This window comes from Paraburkholderia sp. BL17N1, assembly GCF_003634175.1.
Classification (GTDB): Bacteria; Pseudomonadota; Gammaproteobacteria; order Burkholderiales; family Burkholderiaceae; genus Paraburkholderia.
Window position 1 is genome coordinate 3,069,926 of record NZ_RBIW01000002.1, and the last position, 23,752, is coordinate 3,093,677.

19 protein-coding genes are annotated in these 23,752 nt (G+C 62.0%); 4 read left to right on the top strand and 15 right to left on the bottom strand.

What is annotated here, in order from left to right; translation table 11 throughout:
• Together B0G82_RS33720 and B0G82_RS33725 are read right to left on the bottom strand one after the other, a co-directional pair.
• Entirely contained in the window at window positions 1-1,245 is a 1,245-nt protein-coding gene (locus B0G82_RS33720) for a sarcosine oxidase subunit beta family protein (protein WP_106280856.1), read from the bottom strand.
• Window positions 1,246-1,301: 56 nt separating this feature from the next.
• On the bottom strand, window positions 1,302-2,696 hold the full coding sequence (locus B0G82_RS33725; protein ID WP_121310417.1) for an L-serine ammonia-lyase: 1,395 nt from the start codon (window positions 2,694-2,696) through the stop codon (window positions 1,302-1,304).
• Window positions 2,697-3,000: 304 nt separating this feature from the next.
• On the opposite strand from B0G82_RS33725, the gene B0G82_RS33730 reads away from it, so the two are divergent.
• Window positions 3,001-4,083: a GlxA family transcriptional regulator gene (locus B0G82_RS33730; protein WP_116121517.1), complete on the top strand. Its 1,083-nt coding sequence runs from the start codon at window positions 3,001-3,003 to the stop codon at window positions 4,081-4,083.
• A 120-nt stretch (window positions 4,084-4,203) separates the two neighbouring features.
• Here B0G82_RS33730 and B0G82_RS33735 read toward each other — a convergent pair whose 3' ends face one another.
• The 9 genes from B0G82_RS33735 to B0G82_RS33775 all read right to left on the bottom strand — a co-directional run bounded on the left by B0G82_RS33735 (window position 4,204) and on the right by B0G82_RS33775 (window position 15,876).
• Window positions 4,204-4,704, bottom strand: coding sequence for a hypothetical protein (locus B0G82_RS33735; RefSeq protein ID WP_121310418.1), 501 nt, complete (start codon window positions 4,702-4,704; stop codon window positions 4,204-4,206).
• Window positions 4,701-7,169 (bottom strand): DUF6531 domain-containing protein, encoded by a 2,469-nt coding sequence (locus B0G82_RS33740; RefSeq protein WP_121310419.1) that lies wholly within the window; start codon window positions 7,167-7,169, stop codon window positions 4,701-4,703. Before B0G82_RS33740 ends, B0G82_RS33735 begins: the two co-directional genes overlap by 4 nt.
• Before the next feature lie 316 nt (window positions 7,170-7,485).
• Window positions 7,486-8,421: a choline ABC transporter substrate-binding protein gene (locus tag B0G82_RS33745; RefSeq protein WP_121310420.1), complete on the bottom strand. Its 936-nt coding sequence runs from the start codon at window positions 8,419-8,421 to the stop codon at window positions 7,486-7,488.
• A 76-nt stretch (window positions 8,422-8,497) separates the two neighbouring features.
• Window positions 8,498-9,496: a GlxA family transcriptional regulator gene (locus B0G82_RS33750; protein WP_116144548.1), complete on the bottom strand. Its 999-nt coding sequence runs from the start codon at window positions 9,494-9,496 to the stop codon at window positions 8,498-8,500.
• A gap of 7 nt (window positions 9,497-9,503) precedes the next feature.
• On the bottom strand, window positions 9,504-10,406 hold the full coding sequence (gene choW, locus B0G82_RS33755; RefSeq protein ID WP_106280865.1) for a choline ABC transporter permease subunit: 903 nt from the start codon (window positions 10,404-10,406) through the stop codon (window positions 9,504-9,506).
• Entirely contained in the window at window positions 10,399-11,577 is a 1,179-nt protein-coding gene (locus B0G82_RS33760; protein WP_121310421.1) for a glycine betaine/L-proline ABC transporter ATP-binding protein, read from the bottom strand. The genes choW and B0G82_RS33760 overlap by 8 nt, the downstream gene beginning before the upstream one ends.
• A 513-nt stretch (window positions 11,578-12,090) precedes the next feature.
• Window positions 12,091-13,221, bottom strand: a complete 1,131-nt coding sequence (locus B0G82_RS33765; RefSeq protein ID WP_121310422.1) for a VIT1/CCC1 transporter family protein — start codon at window positions 13,219-13,221, stop codon at window positions 12,091-12,093.
• 130 nt (window positions 13,222-13,351) lie between these two features.
• Window positions 13,352-14,647 (bottom strand): MFS transporter, encoded by a 1,296-nt coding sequence (locus tag B0G82_RS33770; RefSeq protein WP_121310423.1) that lies wholly within the window; start codon window positions 14,645-14,647, stop codon window positions 13,352-13,354.
• A 98-nt stretch (window positions 14,648-14,745) separates the two neighbouring features.
• On the bottom strand, window positions 14,746-15,876 hold the full coding sequence (locus B0G82_RS33775) for a tartrate dehydrogenase (RefSeq protein WP_121310424.1): 1,131 nt from the start codon (window positions 15,874-15,876) through the stop codon (window positions 14,746-14,748).
• Between the two features lie 113 nt (window positions 15,877-15,989).
• On the opposite strand from B0G82_RS33775, the gene B0G82_RS33780 reads away from it, so the two are divergent.
• Window positions 15,990-16,901: a LysR substrate-binding domain-containing protein gene (locus B0G82_RS33780; protein ID WP_121310425.1), complete on the top strand. Its 912-nt coding sequence runs from the start codon at window positions 15,990-15,992 to the stop codon at window positions 16,899-16,901.
• 127 nt (window positions 16,902-17,028) lie between these two features.
• Here the strand turns inward: B0G82_RS33780 and B0G82_RS33785 are convergent, their stop codons facing one another.
• The 3 genes from B0G82_RS33785 to B0G82_RS33795 all read right to left on the bottom strand — a co-directional run bounded on the left by B0G82_RS33785 (window position 17,029) and on the right by B0G82_RS33795 (window position 20,084).
• Window positions 17,029-17,343 (bottom strand): hypothetical protein, encoded by a 315-nt coding sequence (locus B0G82_RS33785; RefSeq protein WP_106280876.1) that lies wholly within the window; start codon window positions 17,341-17,343, stop codon window positions 17,029-17,031.
• A gap of 199 nt (window positions 17,344-17,542) precedes the next feature.
• Window positions 17,543-19,225, bottom strand: a complete 1,683-nt coding sequence (locus B0G82_RS33790) for a long-chain fatty acid--CoA ligase (protein WP_121310426.1) — start codon at window positions 19,223-19,225, stop codon at window positions 17,543-17,545.
• Between the two features lie 85 nt (window positions 19,226-19,310).
• On the bottom strand, window positions 19,311-20,084 hold the full coding sequence (locus B0G82_RS33795; protein WP_121310427.1) for an SDR family oxidoreductase: 774 nt from the start codon (window positions 20,082-20,084) through the stop codon (window positions 19,311-19,313).
• A 266-nt stretch (window positions 20,085-20,350) separates the two neighbouring features.
• On the opposite strand from B0G82_RS33795, the gene B0G82_RS33800 reads away from it, so the two are divergent.
• Together B0G82_RS33800 and B0G82_RS33805 are read left to right on the top strand one after the other, a co-directional pair.
• The gene (locus B0G82_RS33800; RefSeq protein WP_121310428.1) at window positions 20,351-22,156 is read left to right on the top strand and encodes an acyl-CoA dehydrogenase; all 1,806 of its coding nucleotides are present in this window, start codon (window positions 20,351-20,353) and stop codon (window positions 22,154-22,156) included.
• 305 nt (window positions 22,157-22,461) lie between these two features.
• The gene (locus B0G82_RS33805; RefSeq protein ID WP_106280925.1) at window positions 22,462-22,824 is read left to right on the top strand and encodes a BON domain-containing protein; all 363 of its coding nucleotides are present in this window, start codon (window positions 22,462-22,464) and stop codon (window positions 22,822-22,824) included.
• Window positions 22,825-22,970: 146 nt separating this feature from the next.
• Here B0G82_RS33805 and B0G82_RS33810 read toward each other — a convergent pair whose 3' ends face one another.
• Window positions 22,971-23,540 (bottom strand): XRE family transcriptional regulator, encoded by a 570-nt coding sequence (locus tag B0G82_RS33810; RefSeq protein WP_121310429.1) that lies wholly within the window; start codon window positions 23,538-23,540, stop codon window positions 22,971-22,973.
• Window positions 23,541-23,752: the final 212 nt, after the last annotated feature.

Below are 23,752 nucleotides of genomic sequence, written 5' to 3' on the forward strand. Positions count from 1 at the left end.
TTAGTGGGCAACAGCGGCGGCGCCGTGTTCGTCGATCAGGTGGCCGGTATAGAAACGCTCCAGCGAAAAAGCCGCGTTCAACGGATGCGGCTCATCCTTCGCAATGGTGTGCGCGTAGGCCCATCCGGAACCCGGCGTCGCCTTGAAGCCACCGGTGCCCCAACCGCAGTTGAAGTACAGCCCTTTCACGTCGGTCTTGCTGATGATCGGGCACGCGTCCGGCGACACGTCCACGATGCCGCCCCACTGGCGGTTCATCCGCACTCGTGAGAACACCGGAAACATTTCGACAATGGCCTCAAGCGTGCCTTCGATAATCTGGAAACTGCCGCGCTGTCCAAAACCCGTGTACTGGTCCACGCCCGCGCCGATCACCAGATCGCCCTTGTCGGACTGGCTGATGTACGCGTGCACCGCGTTCGACATCACCACCGTGTTGACCACCGGCTTGATCGGTTCCGACACCAGCGCCTGCAACGGATGGCTCTCCAGCGGCAGCCGCACGCCGGCCATGTCGGCAAGCGTCGAGGTATTGCCCGCCGCCACGATCGCAACTTTCTTCGCCTTGATGAAACCCTTGGTGGTGTCCACGCCGGTCACCTGGCTGCCGTTGCGGCGAATGCCCGTGACCTGGCAGTTCTGCACGATATCGACGCCGGCCTGATCCGCGCCGCGCGCGAAGCCCCAGGCCACCGCATCGTGACGCGCCACGCCGCCGCGCCGCTGAATCGACGCGCCGAGTACCGGATAGCGGCTGTTCAGATTGATAGTCGGCTCGATTTCCTTGATCTGCGCAGGCGTCAGAAATTCGGCGTCCACGCCGTTCAGCCGGTTCGCATTCACGCGGCGCTCGGTGTCGCGCACATCCTGCAACGTATGCGCGAGGTTCATCACGCCGCGCTGGCTGAACATGACGTTGTAGTTCAGGTCCTGCGAGAGCCCTTCCCACAGTTTCATCGCTTTCTCATAGAGCGCAGCCGACTCGTCCCACAGATAGTTCGAGCGCACGATGGTCGTATTGCGCGCCGTATTGCCGCCGCCGATCCAGCCCTTCTCCAGGACAGCGACATTGCGCACGCCATGTTCCTTGGCGAGGTAGTACGCGGTGGCAAGACCGTGCCCGCCGCCGCCGACGATCACGACGTCGTATTCACGTTTGGGCTCGGGACTCTTCCACTGTCGCTCCCAGTTCTCGTGATACGACATCCCGTTGCGCAACAGGCTGAATATCGAATAGCGGCTCATCGTGGGTCCTTGTTGGTGCTGTCTTTGCTGGTGTTTCGTGTTTGATAAAACGGGATTCAACACTCGATGACGTTCACGGCCAAGCCGCCGCGCGACGTCTCCTTGTATTTCGTCTTCATATCGGCGCCGGTTTCGCGCATCGTCTTGATCACGTTGTCGAGCGACACGTAATGCTGGCCGTCGCCCTTCATCGCCATGCGCGCGGCGTTCAACGCCTTGATCGCGCCCATTGCGTTGCGTTCTATGCACGGAATCTGCACGAGCCCGCCGACCGGATCGCAGGTCATGCCGAGGTTGTGTTCCATGCCGATTTCGGCGGCGTTTTCGACTTGCGCCGGCGTGCCGCCCATCACGGCGGCGAGCGCCGCGGCGGCCATCGAGCAGGCCACGCCGACTTCGCCCTGGCAGCCCACTTCGGCGCCCGAGATCGATGCCGTTTCCTTGTAGATGATGCCGATCGCCGCGGCCGTCAGCAGGAAGTTGACGATGCCCTCGTCGTTCGACGCATGCATGAACTTCACGTAGTAGTGCAACACCGCGGGAATCACACCGGCCGCGCCGTTGGTCGGCGCGGTGACGACGCGCCCGCCCGCTGCGTTCTCTTCATTGACGGCCATTGCGTAGAGGTTGACCCAGTCGAGCATGGAGAGCGGATCGCGCAGCGACTCTTCCGAGCGCGAACGCAATTGCCCGCAGAGATCCGCGGCGCGGCGCTTCACGTGCATCGGACCGGGCAACTCGCCGCGCACCTTGCAGCCGCGCTCGACGCAGGCGGACATGGTGCGCCAGATTGCCAGCAAGCCTTCGCGCACTTCCTGCTCGGGACGCGCCGCGCATTCGTTGCGCAAGGTGATCTGCGCGATCGACAATCCGCTTTCACGGCAGACGCGCATCAGATCGTCGCCGGTGCGAAACGGATACGGCACGTCCGCGCCGGCGCGCACGCCGTTCACGCGATCGCCTTCGCGATTCACCACGAAACCGCCGCCGACGGAGTAATACTCCTTCTCCACCAGCAGCTGGCCGTTTTCATCGAAGGCCTGAAAGCGCATGCCGTTCGGATGCACGATGCCCGAGCCCGGCGCGCCCGGCATCAGCTTGCGGAAAAAGCCCAGATGCTCGCGCTCGTCGAATTTGACGGGATGCTTGCCGAGCAGCACCAGTTGCCTGGACGCACGGATCGCTTGCAGGCGCGGCTCGATCAGGTCCGGGTCGATGGAGTCGGGCAGATTGCCTTCGAGTCCCAGCAGCACCGCCTTGTCCGTGCCGTGCCCCTTGCCGGTCGCGCCGAGCGAGCCGAACAGGTCGGCTTTCACGCTGCGCACGAAGCCGAGCAGATTGGCGTCTTCGATATGCGAGGCGAAGCGGCATGCAGCGATCATCGGCCCCACGGTGTGCGAGCTTGAAGGACCGATACCGATCTTGAACAGATCGAAGACGCTGACGTTCATGGGGTGCCTTGTGCGTTGCGATGCCTTGGGTGGATTGGCCTCTATTGCAGCGCAGGTCAAATTGAACCGATAGAATAAAAACGGCATCGCAGTGGGATAGTGGCGTCAATGGACGCGCCGGCAAAGGTCCGCGGCGCATTTACGAAGACTTCTGACGCATTTCCGACATGTGTCCGGCTTGTGGCTAGCGATGCTGACGATGCCTGCGGCGCAGCGCCGGTCGTGCCGCCGGCACGGCCGGACGCGGCAGACGCCGTCCCCGGTGCTATGCTTGATCCAACCCTTTCGCTCGCTGGCTGCATGCATGAATTCCGCTGAACCACTTCCCCCTCGATCGATCGACGGCACCTCCAGGCAGCGCATCCGCTTCGGCATCATCCTGTTGCCGAACTTCACGCTGACGGCGTTTTCGGGTTTCGTCGACCTGCTGCGCCTGTCCGCAGACGAAGGCGATTTCAGCAAGCCTGTGCGCTGTTCATGGAGCGTGATAGGGGAAACCCTTGCTCCGGTGCGCGCGAGTTGCGGTATCCAGATCACGCCGTGGGAGACGTTCGACAGCGCCGAGCCGTTCGATTACGTCGTGGTGGTCGGCGGCCTGCTGCATTCCGGACCGGCCGCGAACGACGCGACGCTCGCTTTCATCCGCCGCGCCGCCGCCACCGATGCAACGCTCGTCGGCATGTGCACGGGCGTGTTTTCGTTGATGCGCGCGGGCGTGCTCGACGGTTACCGCATCTGCGTGAGCTGGTTTCACTACTGGGATTTCATCGAGCGCTTTCCGTCGGTGAACGAGGAAGCGCTGATCGCGGACCGGCTGTTCGTGATCGACCGACGGCGCATTACGTGTTCCGGCGGACGCGCGTCGATCGACGTGGCCGCCGCGATCCTGTTGCGTCATTTTGAAACCGCTACGGTGCAGAAGGCGCTGCGTATTCTGCTCGTCGACGATATGCAGAAAGGCAACGCGCCGCAGCCGCATCCGCCGGGGCTCGCGCCGGCCACGCATCCCAAGGTCAAGCGCGCGATTCTGCTGATGGAGCAGCATGTGGGGCGCTCGCTGTCGCTCGATGAGCTTGCGGGGAAGCTCGATCTTTCGCCGCGTCAGTTGGAACGGCTTTTTAAAGCGGAAACGGGCAAGGCGCCGCAGGCCTACGCGAAGCAGGTGCGGTTGCGCACCGCCGCGTGGTTGTTGACGAGTTCGGATAAGACGGTGGCGGATATTGCGTCGAGTTGCGGGTTTTCCGATGCTTCGCATCTGGGCCGCGAATTCCGCAAGCAATTCGGTTTGCCGCCGATGATGTATCGCGAGCAAAGAGGCACGGCGGCGGAAGCAGAGGATAGTGGGGATTTTGATGAGACGTTTCCGGGGCGGGCGCAGGCGATTTGAGGTTGGGATTCGACGTAGCTTTGCCAGCTACCCTTTCGGCGCGTGTCCGGATCTGTTGACCGGGACACGCGCTCCACTACGGCAACCACACGTCACGACAACGGTGGCAAATCAGAAAACTCAACCCGGATTCTCGTAAAACCCGAAACGTTGCCGAGCAAATTCCATCACCGCCGGAGGACCACCGAGAACGCCGGTTCCGCCGTCCCATCCTCGATCGGCGTAGAAGAACCATTCTCCCGATATGGGCAAGACTGCATACTGCTCCGAATAAAAACCGATCGCATCAGCCGGACTGTCGCCGGGGTCCCTCGTCAGTATTTCGAAAAAATCGTCGTCGGTATGCTGCGTTCCGACTATGAATCCCGGGTACTTGCCGAAATGCATATTGAAGTAGTTGAACGGGTCCGGGTTGAGAACCACAACAGCGAACTCTCCCGTTCCGTTGAACGCCGCAATGCTCCGGATAAGGTCGTGGAAAACCTGCGTCGCAATGTTAGAAGAGTCACAGTGCAACAAGTCCGAGGCCGGGGTGACTGATACCCGCTCCATACACTCACGTGCACGCTGCCAAAGTGGCGTGAATGTCTCGCGGTCGTTGATGTAATCGATATTGCTCATAAGCCACCCAAGCGGATTTTGACGGTTGCGCCTTTCGAACCGGCAGGAAAATAATCCGCTGTAGGCTGACCTTGGTTCGACTGTTCGCGAACACCATAGCGGTTTCCATCCTTGGTGAATATATCCATTCTGCCATCCTTGCTAAGCGTTTGCTCCCAGCCGTCATTGCGCAAGTTTGTCTCAAACTCCGCCTTACCTACGTCGGTTTCGATATTACGAACGCTGTCACCGACGGTAATATCTTCATACTCAGACTTGATCCGCCCCGGCGGAATCCCATCCACCTCCGTCTCCGCGGCGGGCTTGCACATCTGCTTGATGCGATCCCAGTTTTGCGCTACTTTTCTCGCGCCCTGCCCGATGCCATAGCGCACAGCCGGGTTCTGCAACAGCCGATAGACCATCGCGATACCACGGATCGTGCCGTCGATCAGCCCGGCCGAAAAATGACAACCACTGCAAACGGTCGACGTTCCGAGGAAGTTATCGCCAAGCAGTCGTGGCGCGCCCTGAAGATTCGCAGGCGGCCCCACCGGCGAGTCACCATAGTTATAGTTATCGATCCACTGATTGATTTCTTCGCTGGAGATCGGAATGTCCGTGCCATCGTTCAGATCGAGAACGCTGCCGTCCTTGGCAACCGTACCCGTACGCGACGTAACCCGTCCGTCCGGCGAATAACCGAATCTGGCCTTGAACACGCGTCGAATTCCTCCGTTCGCCGGACTCGCGTATTCGTTGAACTTGAAGTTGTCGATGCGTCCACGCCGGTCATAACGGAGATAAAAGTCACCCGTTGGGTTATAGCCGTACTGGACACGGTGTGCCGCGTCGCGCGAGATGAACTCAGTCGCTTGTGGAATGTCTCCCAGCGCGATAATGGCGAACGCATTGCCAGTTGAGTCACGATTGACCTTCCACTGAGCCGCAGACTTTCCGTCCGCCAGTTGCATCACAAACGCGAGCCGGTTGTTGGCGTCGTAAGTCATGCCGTAGGCGGTCGTCACACCATCGGCCTTCGCTGCATCGAAAGCGCTCGAACCCGTCGCGTCAGTCGTCGGCGTCTCACTTATCCCTGTGACATTGCCGTTCGCGTCGTACACGAAAGACTGGATCAGCCTCGGCGATGCGATCATCGACGGACGCAGACCGCTCGCGTCGTAGTAACGGATCGTCGTGATCGATGTGCCGCCCGCACTCTTCACCGTCGCACGAACCGGGCGCCCGGTATCGTCGTAGCTGTATTCGGACGTGCCGCCGCTGGCGTCCGTGTCTTTCAGCAAATTGCCTGACGCATCCCACCCCGAGTTCGTATTGCCTGCGGTCGAAGCGCTCCCGGTCGGCCGGAGCATGCCGCCGATCGACGACAGACTCAGCGTGGTGGAACCTTTACTACCGGTAATAACCGTCGAGCCCGCGTTATAGGCTAACTGCACGTTCTGTCCAGCATTGGGATGACTAACCGCCACCGCACGACCTTGAGCATCGTAGCTCCACGTCGCAATGCGATTGCCCGCCTCGTCGATCTCTCCGGTCAATGCGTTCTTGAACCGCGTGTCGTCATAGACATAGCGGCGCACGTATCCATCCGGCCACGTGACCGAAACAAGATTGCTATTCGCGTCGTACCCGTACTGAGTCAGGCCACCTAGTGGATCATTGAGACGCGACAGACGCCGCTTATCGTCGTAGTCGAGCCGTAGCGTGATGTCTTTATTGGCATCCGTGCCTTCGGCATGCTGCGTAACAGTGGTCAGCAGACCGGAACCGTCATAGCTCAGCGTGCGAACAAAGCCCGTCTTCGTGCGTTCAGCCAGCAGCACGCCTTGGCCGGAATACGATTCAACGGTCTCTGTGCTGAGGTCGGTGAGAGTCCATCCAGATCCGGCCTGCGCCAGTGCCAGACCAGTGAATGCCTTGGTCCGCCAGGTACCAGCCGACCAGACGAAAGTAATGGGCTCACCATTCTCCCGATAGACCAGCACCGTTGACGTGCTGCCGTTATTGGCATTGGCTAGTCCGAGGTTACGCTGCCAGCTATGGAACCAGACCGGCCCCATGGCCGTCGCCGATGCTGTCAGCGACTTCGAACGATACGTCCGCGCGAAACGCATCGGAATGTCGTCACCGCTGACAAAATCAGCCTCCGTCAACATGACCGCTCCGCTGCCGGGATACACCGGGTCAGCAACCGGACAACTGGCCTCGGGCTGATCATCCGCCGGTGCGGCACACCACGCGTCGATAAGCGGCAAACTCACGCAGTTGTAGTACTGCATGCCGCCGGGTACGCCGGCGTAAGCATCCCACCGACAGGTGGGCGAGCCAGGCTTTGCGCCAGTGGCTGCCCACACGGCATTGCAATCAGCGGCGTTTGCGCCGAACGCCATCATGAGCAGGATGAATGCGGCCAGCAGGCGGGCCAAGATCCCGGCCGGACTCTCTTTAATTCTGTTTCTTATCATGGTTGTCCCTATTGGTTGTACTTGGTAAAACCCAAGCACCCTATAGGGACAGCGACAGATGAAATATCCGACAACTCCTAAATTACGTCGACCTTGCATCGACTCTGACGCGAGTCGAAAAACACTGACGTAACTCGTAGGAGCTTTGAATTGCAACTGTCAGATGACACCGAACCACACTACGGAAACGCCTGATCCGGTGTCAACACGCGAGGATGTCAGTTGAGTGCTGAGTTGCAGGCACAAGAAAACGAAACGACGTTAGGCGCGTCTGCGAAGAAGCGTCCGCTCGCCGCTGCCTTCAACAAATTCCGCTTCACTTCCCCGCCACATAAGCCTTCACCGCCGGCAACCCATCCTTCCCGTCATACGTCTTCACTCCCGCCAGCCACTTGTCCAGCACCGCCGGATTCGTCTTCAGCCATTCGCGCGCGGCCTTGTTCGGATCGGTCTTGTTCATGATCGGCAGCATTACGTGATTCTCGATATCGGTCGTGAACTGCAGATTCGACACAAGCTTCGCGACGTTCGGACAGCGTGCCGAATAATCGCTCGGCGTGACCGTCAGTACTTTCGCTTCGCCGTAGTTCGGCCCAAACACCGCATCGCCGCCGGACAGATAATCGATCTTCATCTGCACATTCATCGGATGCGGTTCCCAGCCGAGAAACACAATCGGTTTCTTGTCGCGAACCGCGCGGTTCACCTCGACCAGCATGCCCGCCTCGCTCGACTCAACCAGCTTGAACTTGCCGAGTCCAAATTGATTGGTGTCGATCATCTTCTTGATCAACGCATTGCCGTCGTTGCCCGGCTCGATCCCGTAGATCTTGCCGTCGAGCTTGTCGTAGTTCTTCGCGATGTCAGCGAAGGTCTTGATACCCGACTGATACGCGTAATCGGGCACCGCCAGCGTGTATTTCGCGCCGGTCAGATTCGGCGTCGGCAACACGCTGAGCTGGCCGGACTTCCTGAACGGGTCGATCATCGGGTCCATGGTCGGCGACCAATAGCCGAGAAACACGTCGATCTGCTTGTTCTTCACACCGGCGAACGTGATCGGCACCGAGGCGATCGTCTTGGTCGGCTTGTAGCCAAGCCCTTCGAGCACGGTCGCCGCCAGCCCGGTGGTCGCCGCGATATCGGTCCAGCCGACGTCGGCAAATCGCACGTCGCGGCAAGTGGCAGGTTCCGCGGCCAGCACAGACGACACAGACAGCGCGCACAACGACGCAGCCCACAAACGTTTCATGGCGTTCCCTTAGAGTGATTGATATTCGACCGGATTGGATGAAGCGGATTGTTTTACGCCAATCATGACTCGGGCGCTAAGCGGACAAGCGCCGCTCGACGCTCGGCGCATGCCCGAACTGCGCGCGATACGCCTTGCTGAAATGACACGCCGAATGAAAGCCGCACACGCTCGTCACGCGCGCAATCGACGCATCCGTATTGCGCAGCAACTCACGCGCGCGCCGCAACCGCAGCGTCAGGTAATAGTGCGTGGGCGACACGCTCAGGAACATCTTGAACATGCGCTGCAAATGCCGCTGCGACAGATGCACGAGCCGCGCGAGTTCATCGAGCGATAACGGCTCCTCGATATTCGCTTCCATCAGCCGCACCACCTCGACAAGTTCCGCGCGCGAAAACCCGACTCGTGCGTCGACGGGAATATGCTGATAGTCGGTCGAGCCGCGAATCCGCTCGACGATGAACTGCTCGGACACCTGCGCCGCCACCGCCTGACCCAGCCGCATGCCCACCAGTTTCAGCATCAGGTCGAGCGGCGCGGTGCCGCCGGTGCACGTCATGCGATCGCGGTCGATCACGAACAATTCGTCGGCGAATCGCACATGCGGATAGCTCTTGTGCAACGGCGACATGTCTTCCCAGTGCACGGTGCAGCGATAGCCGTCGAGCAGGCCCGCGGCCAGCAAAGCATACGGTCCCGTGCAAATGCCGCCGAGCGGTATGCCCTTTTCCGCGACATCGCGCAGCAGCGCGATCACCGTGTCGTCCACGTAATCGCGCACATGCCAGCCGGCGCAGACGATCAGCACATCCGGCATGCCGGCTTCAGCGAGCGTCGTGGTGGGCTTCACGGTGATGCCGTTGCTCGCTCGCGCCGGCTCGCCGTCCGGCGTGATCACCGACCACCGGTAGTGCTGCGCGCGGCCCACGTAGTTGGCCATGCGCAGCACCTCGACCGCGCTGGTGAACGCGATCATCGAAAAGTTCGGCAGCGTCAGAAAACCGACGTGCGCGAGCCCGGACAGCGGCGAATCGGCCTCGGGCTCGACAGGCGTGAGCGCATCGCGCTTCATAGGCGGCTCAGCCGTGTTGCGCGGCCGGCTCGCGGCGCACTTTCATGACGCTACGCAGGCCCGACAGCAGCGGCGCGCGCGCCGTGCCCGGCGAACGGCCGAAGCTTTCCGTGATGCGGTCCAGAATGATCGCGAGCATCACCACCGAGAGTCCGCTTTCAAAGCCGAGCCCGATGTCGAGCCGCTGAATACTGGCCAGCACGTCGTTGCCGAGACCGCCCGCGCCCACCATCGACGCGATGATCACCATGGAGAGCGCCATCATGATGGTCTGGTTGACGCCGGTCATGATGGACGGCAGCGCATTCGGAAACTGCACCTTGTAGAGCAGTTGCAACGGCGTGCAGCCGAACGCCTGCCCCGCTTCGACGATCTCGCGGTTCACATGCTTGATGCCGAGCGACGTGAGACGCACCGCCGGCGGCATGGCGAAAATCACGGTGGAGAGAATCCCCGGCACGCGGCCGAGGCCGAACAGCATCGCGGCCGGAATCAGGTAGACGAAGGCCGGCATGGTCTGCATCAGGTCGAGCACGGGCCGCACGATCATCTCGACGGTGCGGCTCTTCGCGGTCCAGATGCCGAGCGGCACGCCGAGCAGCAGACTGATCAAGGTGGACGACAAGGTGAGACCGAGCGTGATCACCATCTGATCCCAGAACCCGGTGCCGTAGATCAGCAGCATGGCGAGCAGCGTGAACAGCGCGAAACGCCAGCCCACCCGCCACAGGCCGATGCCCACGAAGAACGCCATCAGCGCCCACATCGGCACTGCTTGCAAGCCGTGTTCGATCACCGCGGCAAAGCTCTCGATCACCTTGCCGATCGAATCGAAAGTTTTTGCGTCGTGGTCGAGCAGGTAGTGAACGCCGTGATCGACCCAGGCGCCAAGTGGAATGACTTCAGACATGGGAACTCCGATGGCGCGTGAGAACGTTCAGCACGTTCGTCTTGTTGACCGAACCACAGTAAGAACCGTCGGCTTCGACGACCGGCAGCGGCGCGCGGCTCGCCACCACGCGTTCGACCACATCGTCGAGCGGCGTGGTGCGGCGGATGCATTCGATCTGGTTGACCTGCGGCGAGGCGCTGCCCATCGCATCGCGGCACACGAAGCCGCGAATCTTGCGTTCGCTGTCCAGCACGAACGCGTAGTCGGCGCTGCCGTTGAGCGTGGCGGCCACGCTCGACGCGTCGATCTGCGGCGAGTGCTGCATGAGCGGCACGGCGTCGGTCTGCATCAGATCGCCGGCGGTCAGATAGCGGCTGGTGTCGATGCCTTCGAAGAAGGCGCGCACGTAATCGTCGGCGGGATTGGTGATGATCTGCTGCGGCGTGCCGACTTGCACTACGCGCCCGCCTTCCATGATCGCGATGCGCGTGCCGATGCGCATCGCCTCTTCCAGATCGTGCGACACGAACAGGATGGTGCGTTGCTGTTCGCGTTGCAGATCGAGCAGCACGTTCTGCATTTCCTTGCGCTTGAGCGGATCGAGCGCGGAGAACGCCTCGTCCATGATCATCAGCGACGGATTGACCGCCAGCGCCCGCGCGAGACCCACGCGCTGCTGCATGCCGCCGGACAGTTGCGCGGGCAGCTTCTGCGCGAACGGCGCGAGGCCGACCTGTTCGAGCACGGTCATCGCGCGCTTTTCGCGCTCCTTGCGGCCCACGCCCGCCACTTCGAGCCCGAACGCCGCGTTGGACAGCACGGTGCGCTGCGGCATCAGCGCGAAGGACTGGAACACCATGCTCATGTCCTTGCGGCGCAGCGCCGTCAGCTCGGAGCGCGGCACGCTGGCCACGTCGCGGCCGTCGATCAGCACCTTGCCGGCCGTCGGCTCGACGAGGCGATTGATCAGGCGGATCAGCGTCGACTTGCCCGAGCCGGACAGGCCCATCAGCACGAAGATCTCGCCTTCCTTGACTTCGAAAGATACGTTGTGGACGCCGACAATCTGACCGGTGCGCGCGAACACTTCCTCTTTCGTCGCGCCGCCTGCCAGCATGCCGATCGCCTGTTTCGGGTTGGTGCCGAACACCTTGCACAACCCTTCGACCACGACCTTGGGGGAATTCATTGAATACTCTCCTATGTCGACCAGAGTTGGCGCTTTAGCGCGTACTCTGGTCCCATGCAAAGCTTCGACCGGAGTTAGCGCTTTAGCGCTTACTTCGGTCCCATGCAAAGCTGTCGACCGGAGTTGGCGCTTTAGCGCTTACTTCGGTCCCATGCAAGATGGTTTCTGCGGTGACAAATGCCCGTCCGCGCTGTGCATACATAGTTGCCAGAAAAAAGTATCGCTAGCCGACTATTTGCGACAACCACATGTGTAAATACGACACCCGCTTTTTGGGCACGCTGGCCAACGTGGTGCGGAGCCTTGTGGGGCAAGGGTTTGGAGGGTGTCGAGGGGCGCTTTGACGCGTGTCGCGTTAGAGCAAGTGGAGGCGATGCGACGCAGATAAACGCTGCCCGTGGAGGTCTGCAGGCCCTGATGCCGCAACGCAGCAAGCGCACGTACCGCAAACCTGGGCCCAAAAAACCGTTGTTCCTGCCATTCAACGGCGAGTTGCACTCGCCAATGGAGCGCTCACGACACCGACACCCCCAGCAATCGCCCCACCCCAAACGTGAACGCCGCCGCGATCAGCCCGATCACGACCTGCCGGAACGCGGAGAACCCCGCACTGCGTCCGTTGAACAGCGACGTGAACACGCCGATCGACGCAAGCGCCAGCATGCTCAGCAGTACGCACTGCACGACCGCGCTATACCCCTGCGTCCACAGAAACGGCATCACCGGAAAAATCGCGCCCACGGAGAACAGGCAGAACGACACGCCCGCCGCCGACCATGGATTGCCGCCCAGCTCCGCCGGATCGAGTCCGAGTTCTTCGCGAGTGAGCGTGTCGAGCGCCTTGGCTTTGTCGCGCATCATTTGCGAGGCGACCCGTTTGGCCTCGCCCGCGTCGAGACCTTTGGCGCGATAGATCAGCGCAAGTTCGTGCTCTTCGGCTTCCGGCGATTCTTCGAGCTCCTGCGCCTCTTTCGCGATCTGCGTGCTGGCCAGTTCGCGCGCATTGGTCACCGAGAGCCATTCGCCGAGCGCCATCGAACACGCGCCGGCGATGAGCCCCGCCAGTCCCGTCAACAGAATCGCCTTGTTGCCGGTTCCCGCGCCGGCCACGCCCATGATCAGGCAGAAGTTCGAAACGAGGCCGTCGTTGGCGCCGAGCACGGCGGCGCGCAAGTCGTTGCCCGCTCCCGCGCCCTTGTGCCACGACTCGGCCGCGGTAATTCGCGCGCCCGGCGACAGGCTCGCATCGCCGCCGCCATGAGCGAGCGCCTGCACCATCGCCGCGTGATGATGTTCGTCGGCCGACATGCGGCCCGCGTCCGGCTGCCCCTGGTATTTGTTGCGATCGGCGTATTCCGCGGCCGCCAGCGTGGGCAGCACGAAGCCCGCGCCGAACATGCGGACCAGGCCTTTCATCAAACGTGTTTTGACGGCCTGGCCGGTGCCCTTCGGATCGAGCCCGTTGGCCCTCAGCTTGTCGGCCCAGACTTGCGCATGATCGCGCTCGGAGCTCGCGAGGTCGCTGTAGACCTGCTTGCGTGTGCCGTCTTTCTCGACTTTCGCGAGCGTTTCGTACAGCGCGGCGCTGTGCAGTTCATCGGAGAGATTGGCTTTGTATCGTTTGACTTCGCGTCTGGATGCCATGGTGCTGTGCCCGCCTATCGAGTCCACAGCATCGAAGCGTAATCGATTCAGATACGCAAAAGGTCAAAGCCCTAAAGCGCGTCGTGAGCGAGAACCACTACGCTTCTCATCACCATTCGAGCGGGCTGGATCACTGCGCCGCGTGCGCGGCCCGATACCCGCGCCGACCGACCGCCAATGTGAGCAACGCCGAAACCGCGAGACTCGCCGCCACCACGTAGAGCCCGGCGGCATACCCGCCCGTCACGCTTTTGAGCCAGCCGATCGCGAACGGTCCGACGAAGCCGCCCAGATTGCCGATCGAGTTGATCATGGCGATGCCGGCAGCCGCCCCCGCGCCCGAGAGAAACGTGCTCGGCATTGCCCACAGCGGCGCCTTTGCCGCGCTGATGCCGACGTTCACCACGACCAGCGCCAGCACGACGCCCACCGCCGTATCCGCGAGGCCGGCCCAGCCGAGCCCGATGGCGGCCGCCACGCAAGGAATCACCACATGCCAGGTGCGCTCGCCGCGGCGGTCCGAATGACGCGCCCACACCACCATGCCGAGCACCGCCAGCACGCTCGGAATCGCATTCAATGCGCCTGTGCCGAGCGCGCTGAAGCCGAACTGGCGAATGATGAGCGGCGCCCACAAGCCGAGCGTGTAGAGTCCCGCGGAGGTGCCGAAATAGATCATCGACATGATCCATACGCGCGAGTCGCGCAGTGCGGCGAGCGCACCGGCGGCATGGCCCGCCTGCGATTCGCGTCCCATCCGTTCTTCGCGCAAGGTGGCGATGAGCCACGCTTTTTCATCGGCGGCAAGCCATTTGGCTTTGTCCGGGGAATCGGTGAGCGCTTTCAATACCACGAAGCCGAGCAGCACGGCGGGAATCGCTTCGATGATGAAAAGCCATTGCCAGTCCTTCAGGCCGAACAACGCGGGCATCTGCATGATCGCGCCGGAAATCGGCGAGCCGATGGCCGTCGAGAGCGGCGCGGCCGCCATGAACGCGGCGGCGGCGACGGCGCGCTGGCGGGCGGGAAACCACTGGCTCAGATACAGGATGATGCCGGGGAAAAATCCGGCTTCGGCCACGCCGAGCAGAAAACGCAGCGTATAGAACGAAGTCGGCGCCGCCACGAAGGCCGAGGCCGCCGATACCAGCCCCCACGTCACCATGACGCGAGCGATCCAGATGCGCGCGCCGACCTTGTTGAGGATGAGATTCGACGGCACTTCGAACAGAAAATAGCCGAGGAAGAAAATGCCGCCGCCGAGCCCGAACATGGTCGGCGTGAGGCCGAGATCCTTGTTCATGGTGATGGCCGCAAAGCCGACGTTGACCCGGTCGAGAAAGCTGACAAAGTAAAGCAGCATCACAAAAGGCAGGATGCGCCAGGTCAGCTTGCGCACCACTCGGGCCTGCAGTTCATTGTTCATACCTGTCTCCACTCAATCTCTGCGCGATGCAGTGAGATCGCCCGTGACGGGTTCGTCCGGGCGTTATGGTTTTGTGCGACTTTTTGCGCGTGGCGGCTTCAGGCGGCCTTGACGCTCGCTGCCGGTTCGACCGGTGCAGAGGTAGACGCATTAATCGGCGACTGCGCCTCCAGGATCGCGCACACGGCATCGGTCACCTGCACGGTCGTGGCTGTGCCGCCCAGGTCGCCCGTATGCAGAGACGGGTCCGCCGTGACGCGCTCGATTGCCGCCATCAACTGCCGCGCGGCGGTGTGCTCGCCGAGATGCTCCAGCATCATCACCACCGACCAGAAGGTGCCGACCGGATTCGCGAGGCCCTTGCCCATGATGTCGAATGCGGAGCCGTGAATCGGCTCGAACATGGACGGATAGCGGCGCTCGGGGTCGAGATTCGCGGTCGGCGCGATGCCGAGGCTGCCCGCCAGCGCCGCGGCCAGATCGCTGAGAATATCCGCGTGCAGGTTGGTGGCGACGATCGTGTCGAGCGTGGCCGGCCGGTTGACCATACGCGCAGTGGCGGCGTCGACCAGTTCCTTGTCCCAGCGCACGTCCGGAAACTCCTTCGAGACCTGCACGGCGATCTCGTCCCACATGACCATGGCGTGACGTTGCGCGTTGCTCTTGGTGATCACCGTCAACAGCTTGCGGCGCCGCGATTGGGCGAGCCGGAATGCGAAACGCAGAATGCGTTCGACGCCCGCGCGGGTCATCATGGAGACATCGGTGGCGACTTCGATCGGGTGGCCCTGATGCGCGCGGCCGCCCACGCCGGCATATTCGCCTTCCGAGTTCTCCCGCACGATCACCCAGTCGAGGTCCTTCGGCCCGCAGCGCTTCAACGGCGCGTCGATGCCGGGAAGGATGCGCGTGGGGCGCACGTTCGCGTACTGATCGAAGCCCTGGCAGATTTTCAGGCGCAAACCCCACAGCGTCACGTGATCGGGAATATCCGGGTCGCCCGCCGAGCCGAACAGAATCGCGTCCTTGTGACGAATCGCATCGAGACCGTCGGCCGGCATCATCACGCCATGCTCGCGGTAGTAGTCGCCGCCCCAGTCGAAATTCTCGAAGTCGAAACCGAAGGCGTCGCTGCGCGCGGCGATGGCTTCCAGAACCCGCCGGCCCGCAGGTACGACTTCCTTGCCGATGCCGTCGCCGGGAATGGTTGCGATGCGATAGGTCTTCATTGGGCGTCTCCATGATGTTGAAAGCATGGAGTGCATCGTAGAACGGCCACTGCCGGGAAAAACGCTGCTAGACTCAAAGCATCCTTAACTTCAGGTTAACAATAGGCCGCTTCATGACCTCGTCGATCCAGCCGGATGATCTCGCCTTCTTCTCCACGCTCGCCGCCAGCGGCAGTCTCACGGCGGCCGCGCGGGAACTCGGACTGAGCACGGCGGCGGTGAGCAAGCATCTGGCGCAAATGGAATCCCGGGCGGCCGTCTCGCTCGTCAACCGCACGACGCGGCGCATGAGCCTCACGCCGGAGGGCGAGCTGTATCTCACGCGCGCGCGGCGCATTCTGAGCGAGATGGACGACCTCGCCCAGTTGCTCGGCGGCTCGCAAGCGGCGCCGAAAGGCCTGCTGCGCGTGAACGCGACGCTCGGTTTCGGCCGCAGCCACGTGGCGCCGCTGATCTCGCGGTTCGTGCAGCGCTTTCCCGAAGTGGATGTGCAGCTGCAGCTTTCGGTCGATCCGCCGCCGCTCAGCGACGATGCCTTCGACGTGTGCGTGCGTTTCGGCGAGCCGCCGGATACCCGCGTGATCGCGCGCCGGGTCGCGTCGAACCGGCGGCTGCTGTGCGCCTCGCCGCGCTATCTTGCCGAGCGGCGGGCGCCGCGCGGTCCGGCGGAGTTGGCGCAGCACAATTGCATCGGCATTCGCCAGGGCGGCGACGCTTACGGCGTCTGGCGTCTGACCAGCGGACGCGGCGCCACGGAAAAGACCGAAACGGTCCGTGTGCGCGGCAACCTGACCACCAACGACGGCGAAATCGCGGTGAAATGGGCGCTGGACGGCCAAGGAATTCTGATGCGCGCCGAATGGGATATTGCGGAGTATCTCGCCGATGGCCGGCTCGTCCAGGTCTTGCCCGACTACCGCACCCCCGGTGCGGATATTTACGCAGTGTACCCACAGCAGTTACAGATGACGGCGCGGGTCAAGGCGTTCGTCGACATGCTGGTCGAGACGCTCGGCGCGCGTTGAGTGGGTCTTAAGCGGGTCGCTGAGTAGATGCGGCTGAAGCGGGTTGAGTCGCGTCGCCTGACTCGCGCACGCGATCCTTACCGGCAGCCGCGCGACGTTCAGTCTCGCCGCGCGGCTACCTGGGCGATTACTGGCTCGCGCCTGTTCCGACGCCGGCCTTCTTCTGCGCCTTCTGCAGTTTGTCCGGATAGTTCGGGTCGTTCTGAGCCGGCTGATAGCCAGCGTCTTCGAGCTTCTTCAACTCTGCATTCTTCTTGGCGCGGGCTTGCTTGCGCGCCTCTTTACGCTCCGCTTTGGTGGGTTTCGCACTGCTCGCCGCGGCGGGCGCGGCCGACATGGCAGCGTCGCTGGCGCCTTGAGCCGCGGCGAGCGGAATGGTGCCGGCGACCATGGCGGTGACGGCGAGGCCGAGCATGATCTGTTTAATGGCGAAGCTCTTCATCTTCAATTCCCCTCTCTCAAGTTGGCAAAAGCATTCAAGCGCATCCAGGCTTGTCTGTGAGTCTTCTGTGCACCACCGCGAGCCGTGCACGACACTCAGTCCCGACTCGCGCTCAAAGCTTACAGGCAAACCGTCAAAAGAGTCATTTCAGCGCCGCGAGCGGGTGTTGCGAGCGGGTGTTGCATCACGCAGACGAATCTCACGAGCCAGCCACGCGCGCCGCATCCTCTTCCTGTAATTTGCGCCACAAGATCTTGCCGCTGCCCGACTTCGGCAGCGACGCCACGAACTCGACGATGCGCGGAGCCTTATAGGCGGCCATCTGCTCATGCGCCCAGTCGACGATCTCCTGCGCAGTAATTGTGCCCGCATGCGCCGCGTCGGGCACGACCAGCGCCTTCACGGTCTCGCCTCGCTTCTCGTCTTTCACGCCGATCACGCAGACCTCGTGAATCGCCGGATGCCGGTACATCAGCGCCTCGACTTCGGCTGGCCACACCTTATAACCGGACGCGTTGATCATACGTTTGAGACGGTCGGTCATGAAGAAATAGCCGTCTTCGTCGATATGGCCGAGATCGCCGGTTCGCAGAAACCGCTTGCCGTCGAGTTCGATGAACACTTCCGCCGTCGCCTTCGGATTACCCCAGTAGCCCTGCATGACTTGCGGCGCATGAGTCACGATCTCGCCGGTCTCGCCTTGCGGCAGTTCCTCCAGCGAGACCGGATCGATCACGCGCGAGTCCACGTCGAACACGGGAATGCCCAGGCACTGCGGCTTCGGACGATGCGGCGGATTGATGTGCGTGCCGGCAATCGTCTCCGTCATGCCGTAGCCTTCGACATAGTCGAGTCCGGTGAGCGCCTTCAGCTTGCGGGCAATCGCGTCTGGCATTGCCGCGCCGCCGCCGCGCGTGCCGGTGAGACTCGACAGATCGTATTCGTCGAGCTTCGGGTTCGAGAGGAAATCGACCATCATCGTCGAAATGGACTGCCATGCGGTGACGCGATATTTCTGCATGCATAGCGCGGCGGCCTCGCGATCCCATCGCGGCAACAGCACGATGGTCGTGCCGGAAAAGACCGCGCTGTTCATGCCGCCCTGCATGCCGGTCACGTGAAACAGCGGCAGGACCGATAGATAAACGCCGTCGGGCGGCGACGAGAACCAGACGCAGCCGCCGAGCGCCGTGCTCATCACGCTGCGGTGCGTGTGCATGCAGCCTTTGGGCTTGCCGGTGGTGCCGGACGTGTAAGGCATGACGCACAGATCGTCGGGACCGGTCGTGAGCGGCCCCGGCTCGATATGTCGATCGATCACTTCTTGCCATGAGGTGACGCCGGGAAGATCGAATGTCTTGCGCGGCGCGGCGACGAATTCAGGCACGGGAATCGGCGAGGATTTCTTCAGATAATCGCTATACGTCGCGACGATTGCGTGCTCGATGCCCTTTCCGGGTCCGCTGCCGATCAGCGGCTCGACGTTCGCGAACAGGCATTGCGGCGCGATGATCGTGGTCGCGCCGCTGTCCTCGACGTAGTGCGCCACTTCGGCGGTCATGTTCATCGGATTGACCGGCACCACCACCGCGTTCGCCCGCAGAATGCCGTAGTAAGCGATGATCCATTGCGGACTGTTTTGCATATACAGCAGCACGCGGTCGCCGGCTTTGACCTGACACGCCTGTTGCAGAAAACCCGCGATCCGTTCGGCTTCGTCCTTGAATTCGGCGAACGTGATCGGCGAGTCGTAGAAGATGATGAACGGCTTGTGGGGATAGCGCGCCGCCGAAACTTCGGCGTTATAGAAGAGATTGGTCTCGGGCAGCGTCAAGTGCAGTGGCAGTTGCGGCGGCCAATGCGGGTGATGGCGTTGGTTCATCAGCGTCTCCAGCTTTTTACTATCGGTGCGCGTCGGCTTGCTGCCGCGCTTTCGTTCACATCGCCGCGTTGGACCCGCGCCGTGCTCAGACGATGATCGCGCCGCCGTCCACTGCGAACTCCTGGCCGGTGACGTGGCGCGACGCTTCGCTCGCGAGAAACACGATCGGACCTTTGAGATCTTCTTCGCCACCCAGACGCTGCAATGGCGTATGCGAGACGATCGTTTCTCCGAGCTTATCGAGCAAACCCGCCGTCATCTTCGAAGGAAAAAATCCCGGGCAGATTGCATTGACGTTGATGTTGTACTTGCCCCACTCCGCGGCGAGCGCCCGCGTGAAATTGATCGCGGCCGCCTTGGAAGTGTTGTACGCAATCGTGTTCATGCCCGGCGGGGAACCCTTCAAGCCCGCCACCGAAGCGATATTGACGATCTTGCCGGCGCGCCGCGGGATCATGCTGCGCTTGCCGACTTCGCGAGCGAGAAAGAACGGTGCGTTGACGTTCAGGTTCATGACCTTGTGCCACGCTTCGTCGGGATAGTCTTCGGCGGGTGCGCCCCATGTCGCGCCCGCATTGTTGACGAGAATGTCGATGCGGCCGTGCAGGCCCAGCACTTCATCCACGAGACCGGGGATGCCTTCGAAGCGCTGCAGGTCGTTGACCACCGTTTGCACTTCGATACCGAGTTGTTGCAGATGCGTTTTCGCTTCGGCAAGTTCGTCGGCCTTGCGCGCGGTGATGGCGACGCGGCAGCCCATTTCGCCAAGCGCCTCGGCCATTTGCAGACCGAGGCCGCGCGAGCCGTCGGTAATGAGTGCAACCTTGCCGTCCAGTTGAAACAGGTCCTTCACAGACATTGTGTCGCTCCTCCAGATTTGTTCTGCCATGCAGATCGGTATGCCGTGTTTTGCGCCCATCATACGTGCCGAAATTCGGCCTGTAAATAAAAGCACGGTCATGCACTTTAGAGGTAGACTGGCACGCATCACCGCGTGGCGAAGCATCGGGAATTACCCGAATAGCGTGCTTTTCAGCCGCGCCGAGCCGACATGTTCGCGGGCGTTTTATGCTTGCGTTGCGTCGCTGTTCCGCATAGCGGCTTACTTTTCTCAGGTCTTCTCTCATGCAAGATGCGCTGATCATCAACTCGCGCGATCTCGAGTTTCAGTTGTTCGAAGTGCTCGAAGCGCAGACGCTCACACGCCGTGCGCGTCACGCCGATCACAGCCGCGAGACCTTCGACGCCGCGCTCGATACCGCGCATACGATCGCCGTGGAAAAGTTCGCGACGCACAACCGTCTCTCGGACGAACACGAGCCGCAGTTCGACGGGCATCGCGTCACCCTGCCGGCCGAAGTGAAGGACGCGCTCGACGCCATGCGCGCCACCGGCTTTCTCGCCGCGGGCAAGGACTACGAACGGGGCGGCATGCAGTTGCCGTCGGTGATTTCGTTTGCGTGCCTGTCGCTCTTCAAGAGTGCGAACATTGCGACCGCGTCGTACGCCATGCTGACCACGGCGAATGCGAACGTGATCGAGCGTTTCGGCAGCGAAACGCAAAAGCGCAAGTATCTGCAAGCGCTCTTCGAAGGACGCGCGTTCGGCACCATGGCGTTGACCGAACCGCAAGCAGGTTCGAGCCTCTCCGATCTCGTCACGAGCGCCACGCCCAATGCGGACGGCACCTATTCGATTCGCGGCAACAAGATTTTCATTTCAGGCGGCGACCACGAGTTGAGCGAGAACATCGTGCATCTGGTGCTGGCGCGCATTCCCGGCGGCCCGCCGGGCGTCAAAGGCATTTCGCTCTTCACCGTGCCGAAGTTCCATGTCAACCAGGACGGCAGCCTCGGCGCGCGCAACGACGTCGCCCTCGCGGGACTGATTCACAAGATGGGCTGGCGCGGCACGACGTCGACCATGCTCTCGTTCGGCGAGCACGGCGAGTGCATCGGCGAACTGGTGGGCGAGCCGCATCACGGCCTCGCCTACATGTTCCATATGATGAACGAGGCGCGCATCGGCGTCGGTCTCGGCGCGGTCATGCTCGGCTACCGCGGCTATCTCGCTTCGCTCGATTACGCGCGCGAACGGCCGCAAGGACGCCGCCCCGACAACAAGAATCCGCTCCACCCGCAATTGCCGCTGATCGAACACGCCGACGTGCGCCGCATGTTGCTCGCACAAAAAGCCTACGTGGAAGGCGCGTATGCGCTGTGCCTGTACGCGGCGCGTCTCGTCGACGAACAGAACACGGGTGAGAGCGAAACCGCGCGCGCCGAAGCGGGCCTGCTGCTCGATCTGCTCACGCCGGTGGTGAAATCGTGGCCGTCCCAATGGTGTCTCGAAGCGAATAGTCTCGCGATCCAGATTCACGGCGGCTATGGCTACACGCGTGAATATCCGGTCGAGCAGTTCTATCGCGACAACCGGCTGAACATGATTCACGAAGGCACGCACGGCATTCAGGCCATCGATCTGCTCGGCCGCAAGGTAACGATGAAACAGGGCGCGGCGCTCGAACAACTGGCCCGCGAAATCCAGCAGACGATTGACACGTCGCGAGAACACCCGGCATTGCATGCGCATGCCGATGCGCTCGGCGACGCATGGACCGATCTGACCGCCACAGTCGAGGCGTTGCTGCCCGCGCTGAGCCATGAAAGCGAACGCGCGCTCGCCAATGCGAATGCGTTTCTCGAAGCCTTCGGTCATATCGTGATTGCGTGGACATGGTTGCGTCAGGCCAATGTGGCAAGCGCCGCGCTAGCTGCTTCGCATAGCGAAGCAGACGCGGACTTCTATCGCGGCAAGCTGCATGCGTGCCAGTGGTTCTTCCGCTGGGAACTGCCGCGCGTCGCGTTGATGCTTGCCACGTTGCGCACCCTTGACGACACCACGCTCGGCATGGCGCCGCAATGGTTCTAGGCGTCGCCGCGTGGGCGCGCATTGACGCGCCCTGACAAAATCGGCAACCCGATATATGGAATATCGTCGTCACGCATGCGCAACACAAGCCGTCGCCATGATTGCCGGAATGGCCGCCAATGCGGCGCTCCGGGCAGTTTTTCCAGCATGAGCGCTTCGGCTGGAGTATTGTTTAAGCGCGCCGGGAGCGTCGCGGCATCACTCTTCTACAAGACAGGGTGCTCCTCGTGAGCGAGAACGGCTCGCAAGCGCGTGGTTTTTTGCATGCAACGTAGCGACATCAACTTTTCGAGGATGGAGAAAACGTGAAAACAGTCAATCTTTTGAAGGCGCTCGGCATCGCATTGTGTTTGGCAACGACGGCCAGTGCCTATGCGCAGGCGAGCGACGCCATGGCAGCGTCCGGCGACATGGCGGCGCCCAGTGCCAAAACGGTCAAGAAGACGGACCGCGCGCTGGGTCTGCAAGTGCGCAAGGCTCTAGCGAAGGCGCAGGGTTTTGACGTGTCGAACGTGTTCGTCCGGGCCCGCGGCGGCGCGGTGACGCTCACCGGCTCGGTGCCCGACGGCGCACAGATTCCGCAGGCAGAGGAAGTGGCGAAAGGTGTGGCCGGCGTGAAATCGGTGAGCAACAAGCTGACGATCGGCACCCAAGGCGGCGGAGGTTAAGCCCGCTTTCACCCGATGACCTGCCGGTGACCACAGGCAACGCCGCTCGTCGCTCCATGCGAGCGTGAGGCGTTGCCTGTGGTCCTGGTATCTGAAACGTCGATGAAGCACTCATTAAGCGCTCATTGAAACCCAGGTGGATGCGCCTAGCGTCGAACGAGGCCGACCACGTAACGGCACACGTCCAGGCCCGCGTTGAAGAACTCGCATTCGAGCGGCGCGCCGAGTTGCAGACAATCCCCCGCTTCCAGCCGATAAACCTGCTGGCCTTCCCGGAAGGTCAATACCCCGAGCGTCACCCAGATCTGCTGATGCTGGAACACGAACGCGTCCGGCGGGTAAGGCACTTTCACGCCCGGCGGCAACTCGATCTCCAGTAATTCCAGCACGCCGCCCGTGGGCGGCGAGATGCGCCGGCGCGTGTAGCCGGTTTCCGGGTCTTGCCACACCGCTTGCCGCGCATGCCGCACGAGCCGTTCGCCAGTCTGCTCGGCGAGCGCCAGCAAAGTCGACAGGGTCAGGCCAAATGCGCCTGACAGACGCCCGAGCACCGTCGCCGTGGGACTCGCCTCGCCTCGTTCGATCTTGCTGATCATCGCCTTCGACACCCCCGAGCGCTCCGCCAGTTCGCTCAGCGACCAGTTGCGCGCCTCGCGCTCGGCCTTCACGCGCAAGGAGATCGCCTGGGTCAGATCGATGGCAGTGGAATCGGACATGGAAAGATGGACGCGTTGGAGAGTGGAAAATTGGCACCGCAAATTATATCGAGGCGATAAGGCCACCGACGTTGATGTCCGCGCTCGCCTCGCCGCTCATTAAAGGCCGAAAGCAATGTCTTGCATAGTGATTTTTTGTCCACTATATTAAACGAACGATAGCGATAACAACCCGCACGGGCGCGCGGCTCGAACGTCAGCCGTCAACATTC

What these genes read in the sequence shown, in the direction of transcription:
- B0G82_RS33720 (WP_106280856.1), bottom strand. Translation starts at nt 1,245, where the DNA reads ATGAGCCGCTATTCGATATTCAGCCTGTTGCGCAACGGGATGTCGTAT.
- B0G82_RS33725 (WP_121310417.1), bottom strand. Translation starts at nt 2,696, where the DNA reads ATGAACGTCAGCGTCTTCGATCTGTTCAAGATCGGTATCGGTCCTTCA.
- B0G82_RS33730 (WP_116121517.1), top strand. Translation starts at nt 3,001, where the DNA reads ATGAATTCCGCTGAACCACTTCCCCCTCGATCGATCGACGGCACCTCC.
- B0G82_RS33735 (WP_121310418.1), bottom strand. Translation starts at nt 4,704, where the DNA reads ATGAGCAATATCGATTACATCAACGACCGCGAGACATTCACGCCACTT.
- B0G82_RS33740 (WP_121310419.1), bottom strand. Translation starts at nt 7,169, where the DNA reads ATGATAAGAAACAGAATTAAAGAGAGTCCGGCCGGGATCTTGGCCCGC.
- B0G82_RS33745 (WP_121310420.1), bottom strand. Translation starts at nt 8,421, where the DNA reads ATGAAACGTTTGTGGGCTGCGTCGTTGTGCGCGCTGTCTGTGTCGTCT.
- B0G82_RS33750 (WP_116144548.1), bottom strand. Translation starts at nt 9,496, where the DNA reads ATGAAGCGCGATGCGCTCACGCCTGTCGAGCCCGAGGCCGATTCGCCG.
- choW (WP_106280865.1), bottom strand. Translation starts at nt 10,406, where the DNA reads ATGTCTGAAGTCATTCCACTTGGCGCCTGGGTCGATCACGGCGTTCAC.
- B0G82_RS33760 (WP_121310421.1), bottom strand. Translation starts at nt 11,577, where the DNA reads ATGAATTCCCCCAAGGTCGTGGTCGAAGGGTTGTGCAAGGTGTTCGGC.
- B0G82_RS33765 (WP_121310422.1), bottom strand. Translation starts at nt 13,221, where the DNA reads ATGGCATCCAGACGCGAAGTCAAACGATACAAAGCCAATCTCTCCGAT.
- B0G82_RS33770 (WP_121310423.1), bottom strand. Translation starts at nt 14,647, where the DNA reads ATGAACAATGAACTGCAGGCCCGAGTGGTGCGCAAGCTGACCTGGCGC.
- B0G82_RS33775 (WP_121310424.1), bottom strand. Translation starts at nt 15,876, where the DNA reads ATGAAGACCTATCGCATCGCAACCATTCCCGGCGACGGCATCGGCAAG.
- B0G82_RS33780 (WP_121310425.1), top strand. Translation starts at nt 15,990, where the DNA reads ATGACCTCGTCGATCCAGCCGGATGATCTCGCCTTCTTCTCCACGCTC.
- B0G82_RS33785 (WP_106280876.1), bottom strand. Translation starts at nt 17,343, where the DNA reads ATGAAGAGCTTCGCCATTAAACAGATCATGCTCGGCCTCGCCGTCACC.
- B0G82_RS33790 (WP_121310426.1), bottom strand. Translation starts at nt 19,225, where the DNA reads ATGAACCAACGCCATCACCCGCATTGGCCGCCGCAACTGCCACTGCAC.
- B0G82_RS33795 (WP_121310427.1), bottom strand. Translation starts at nt 20,084, where the DNA reads ATGTCTGTGAAGGACCTGTTTCAACTGGACGGCAAGGTTGCACTCATT.
- B0G82_RS33800 (WP_121310428.1), top strand. Translation starts at nt 20,351, where the DNA reads ATGCAAGATGCGCTGATCATCAACTCGCGCGATCTCGAGTTTCAGTTG.
- B0G82_RS33810 (WP_121310429.1), bottom strand. Translation starts at nt 23,540, where the DNA reads ATGTCCGATTCCACTGCCATCGATCTGACCCAGGCGATCTCCTTGCGC.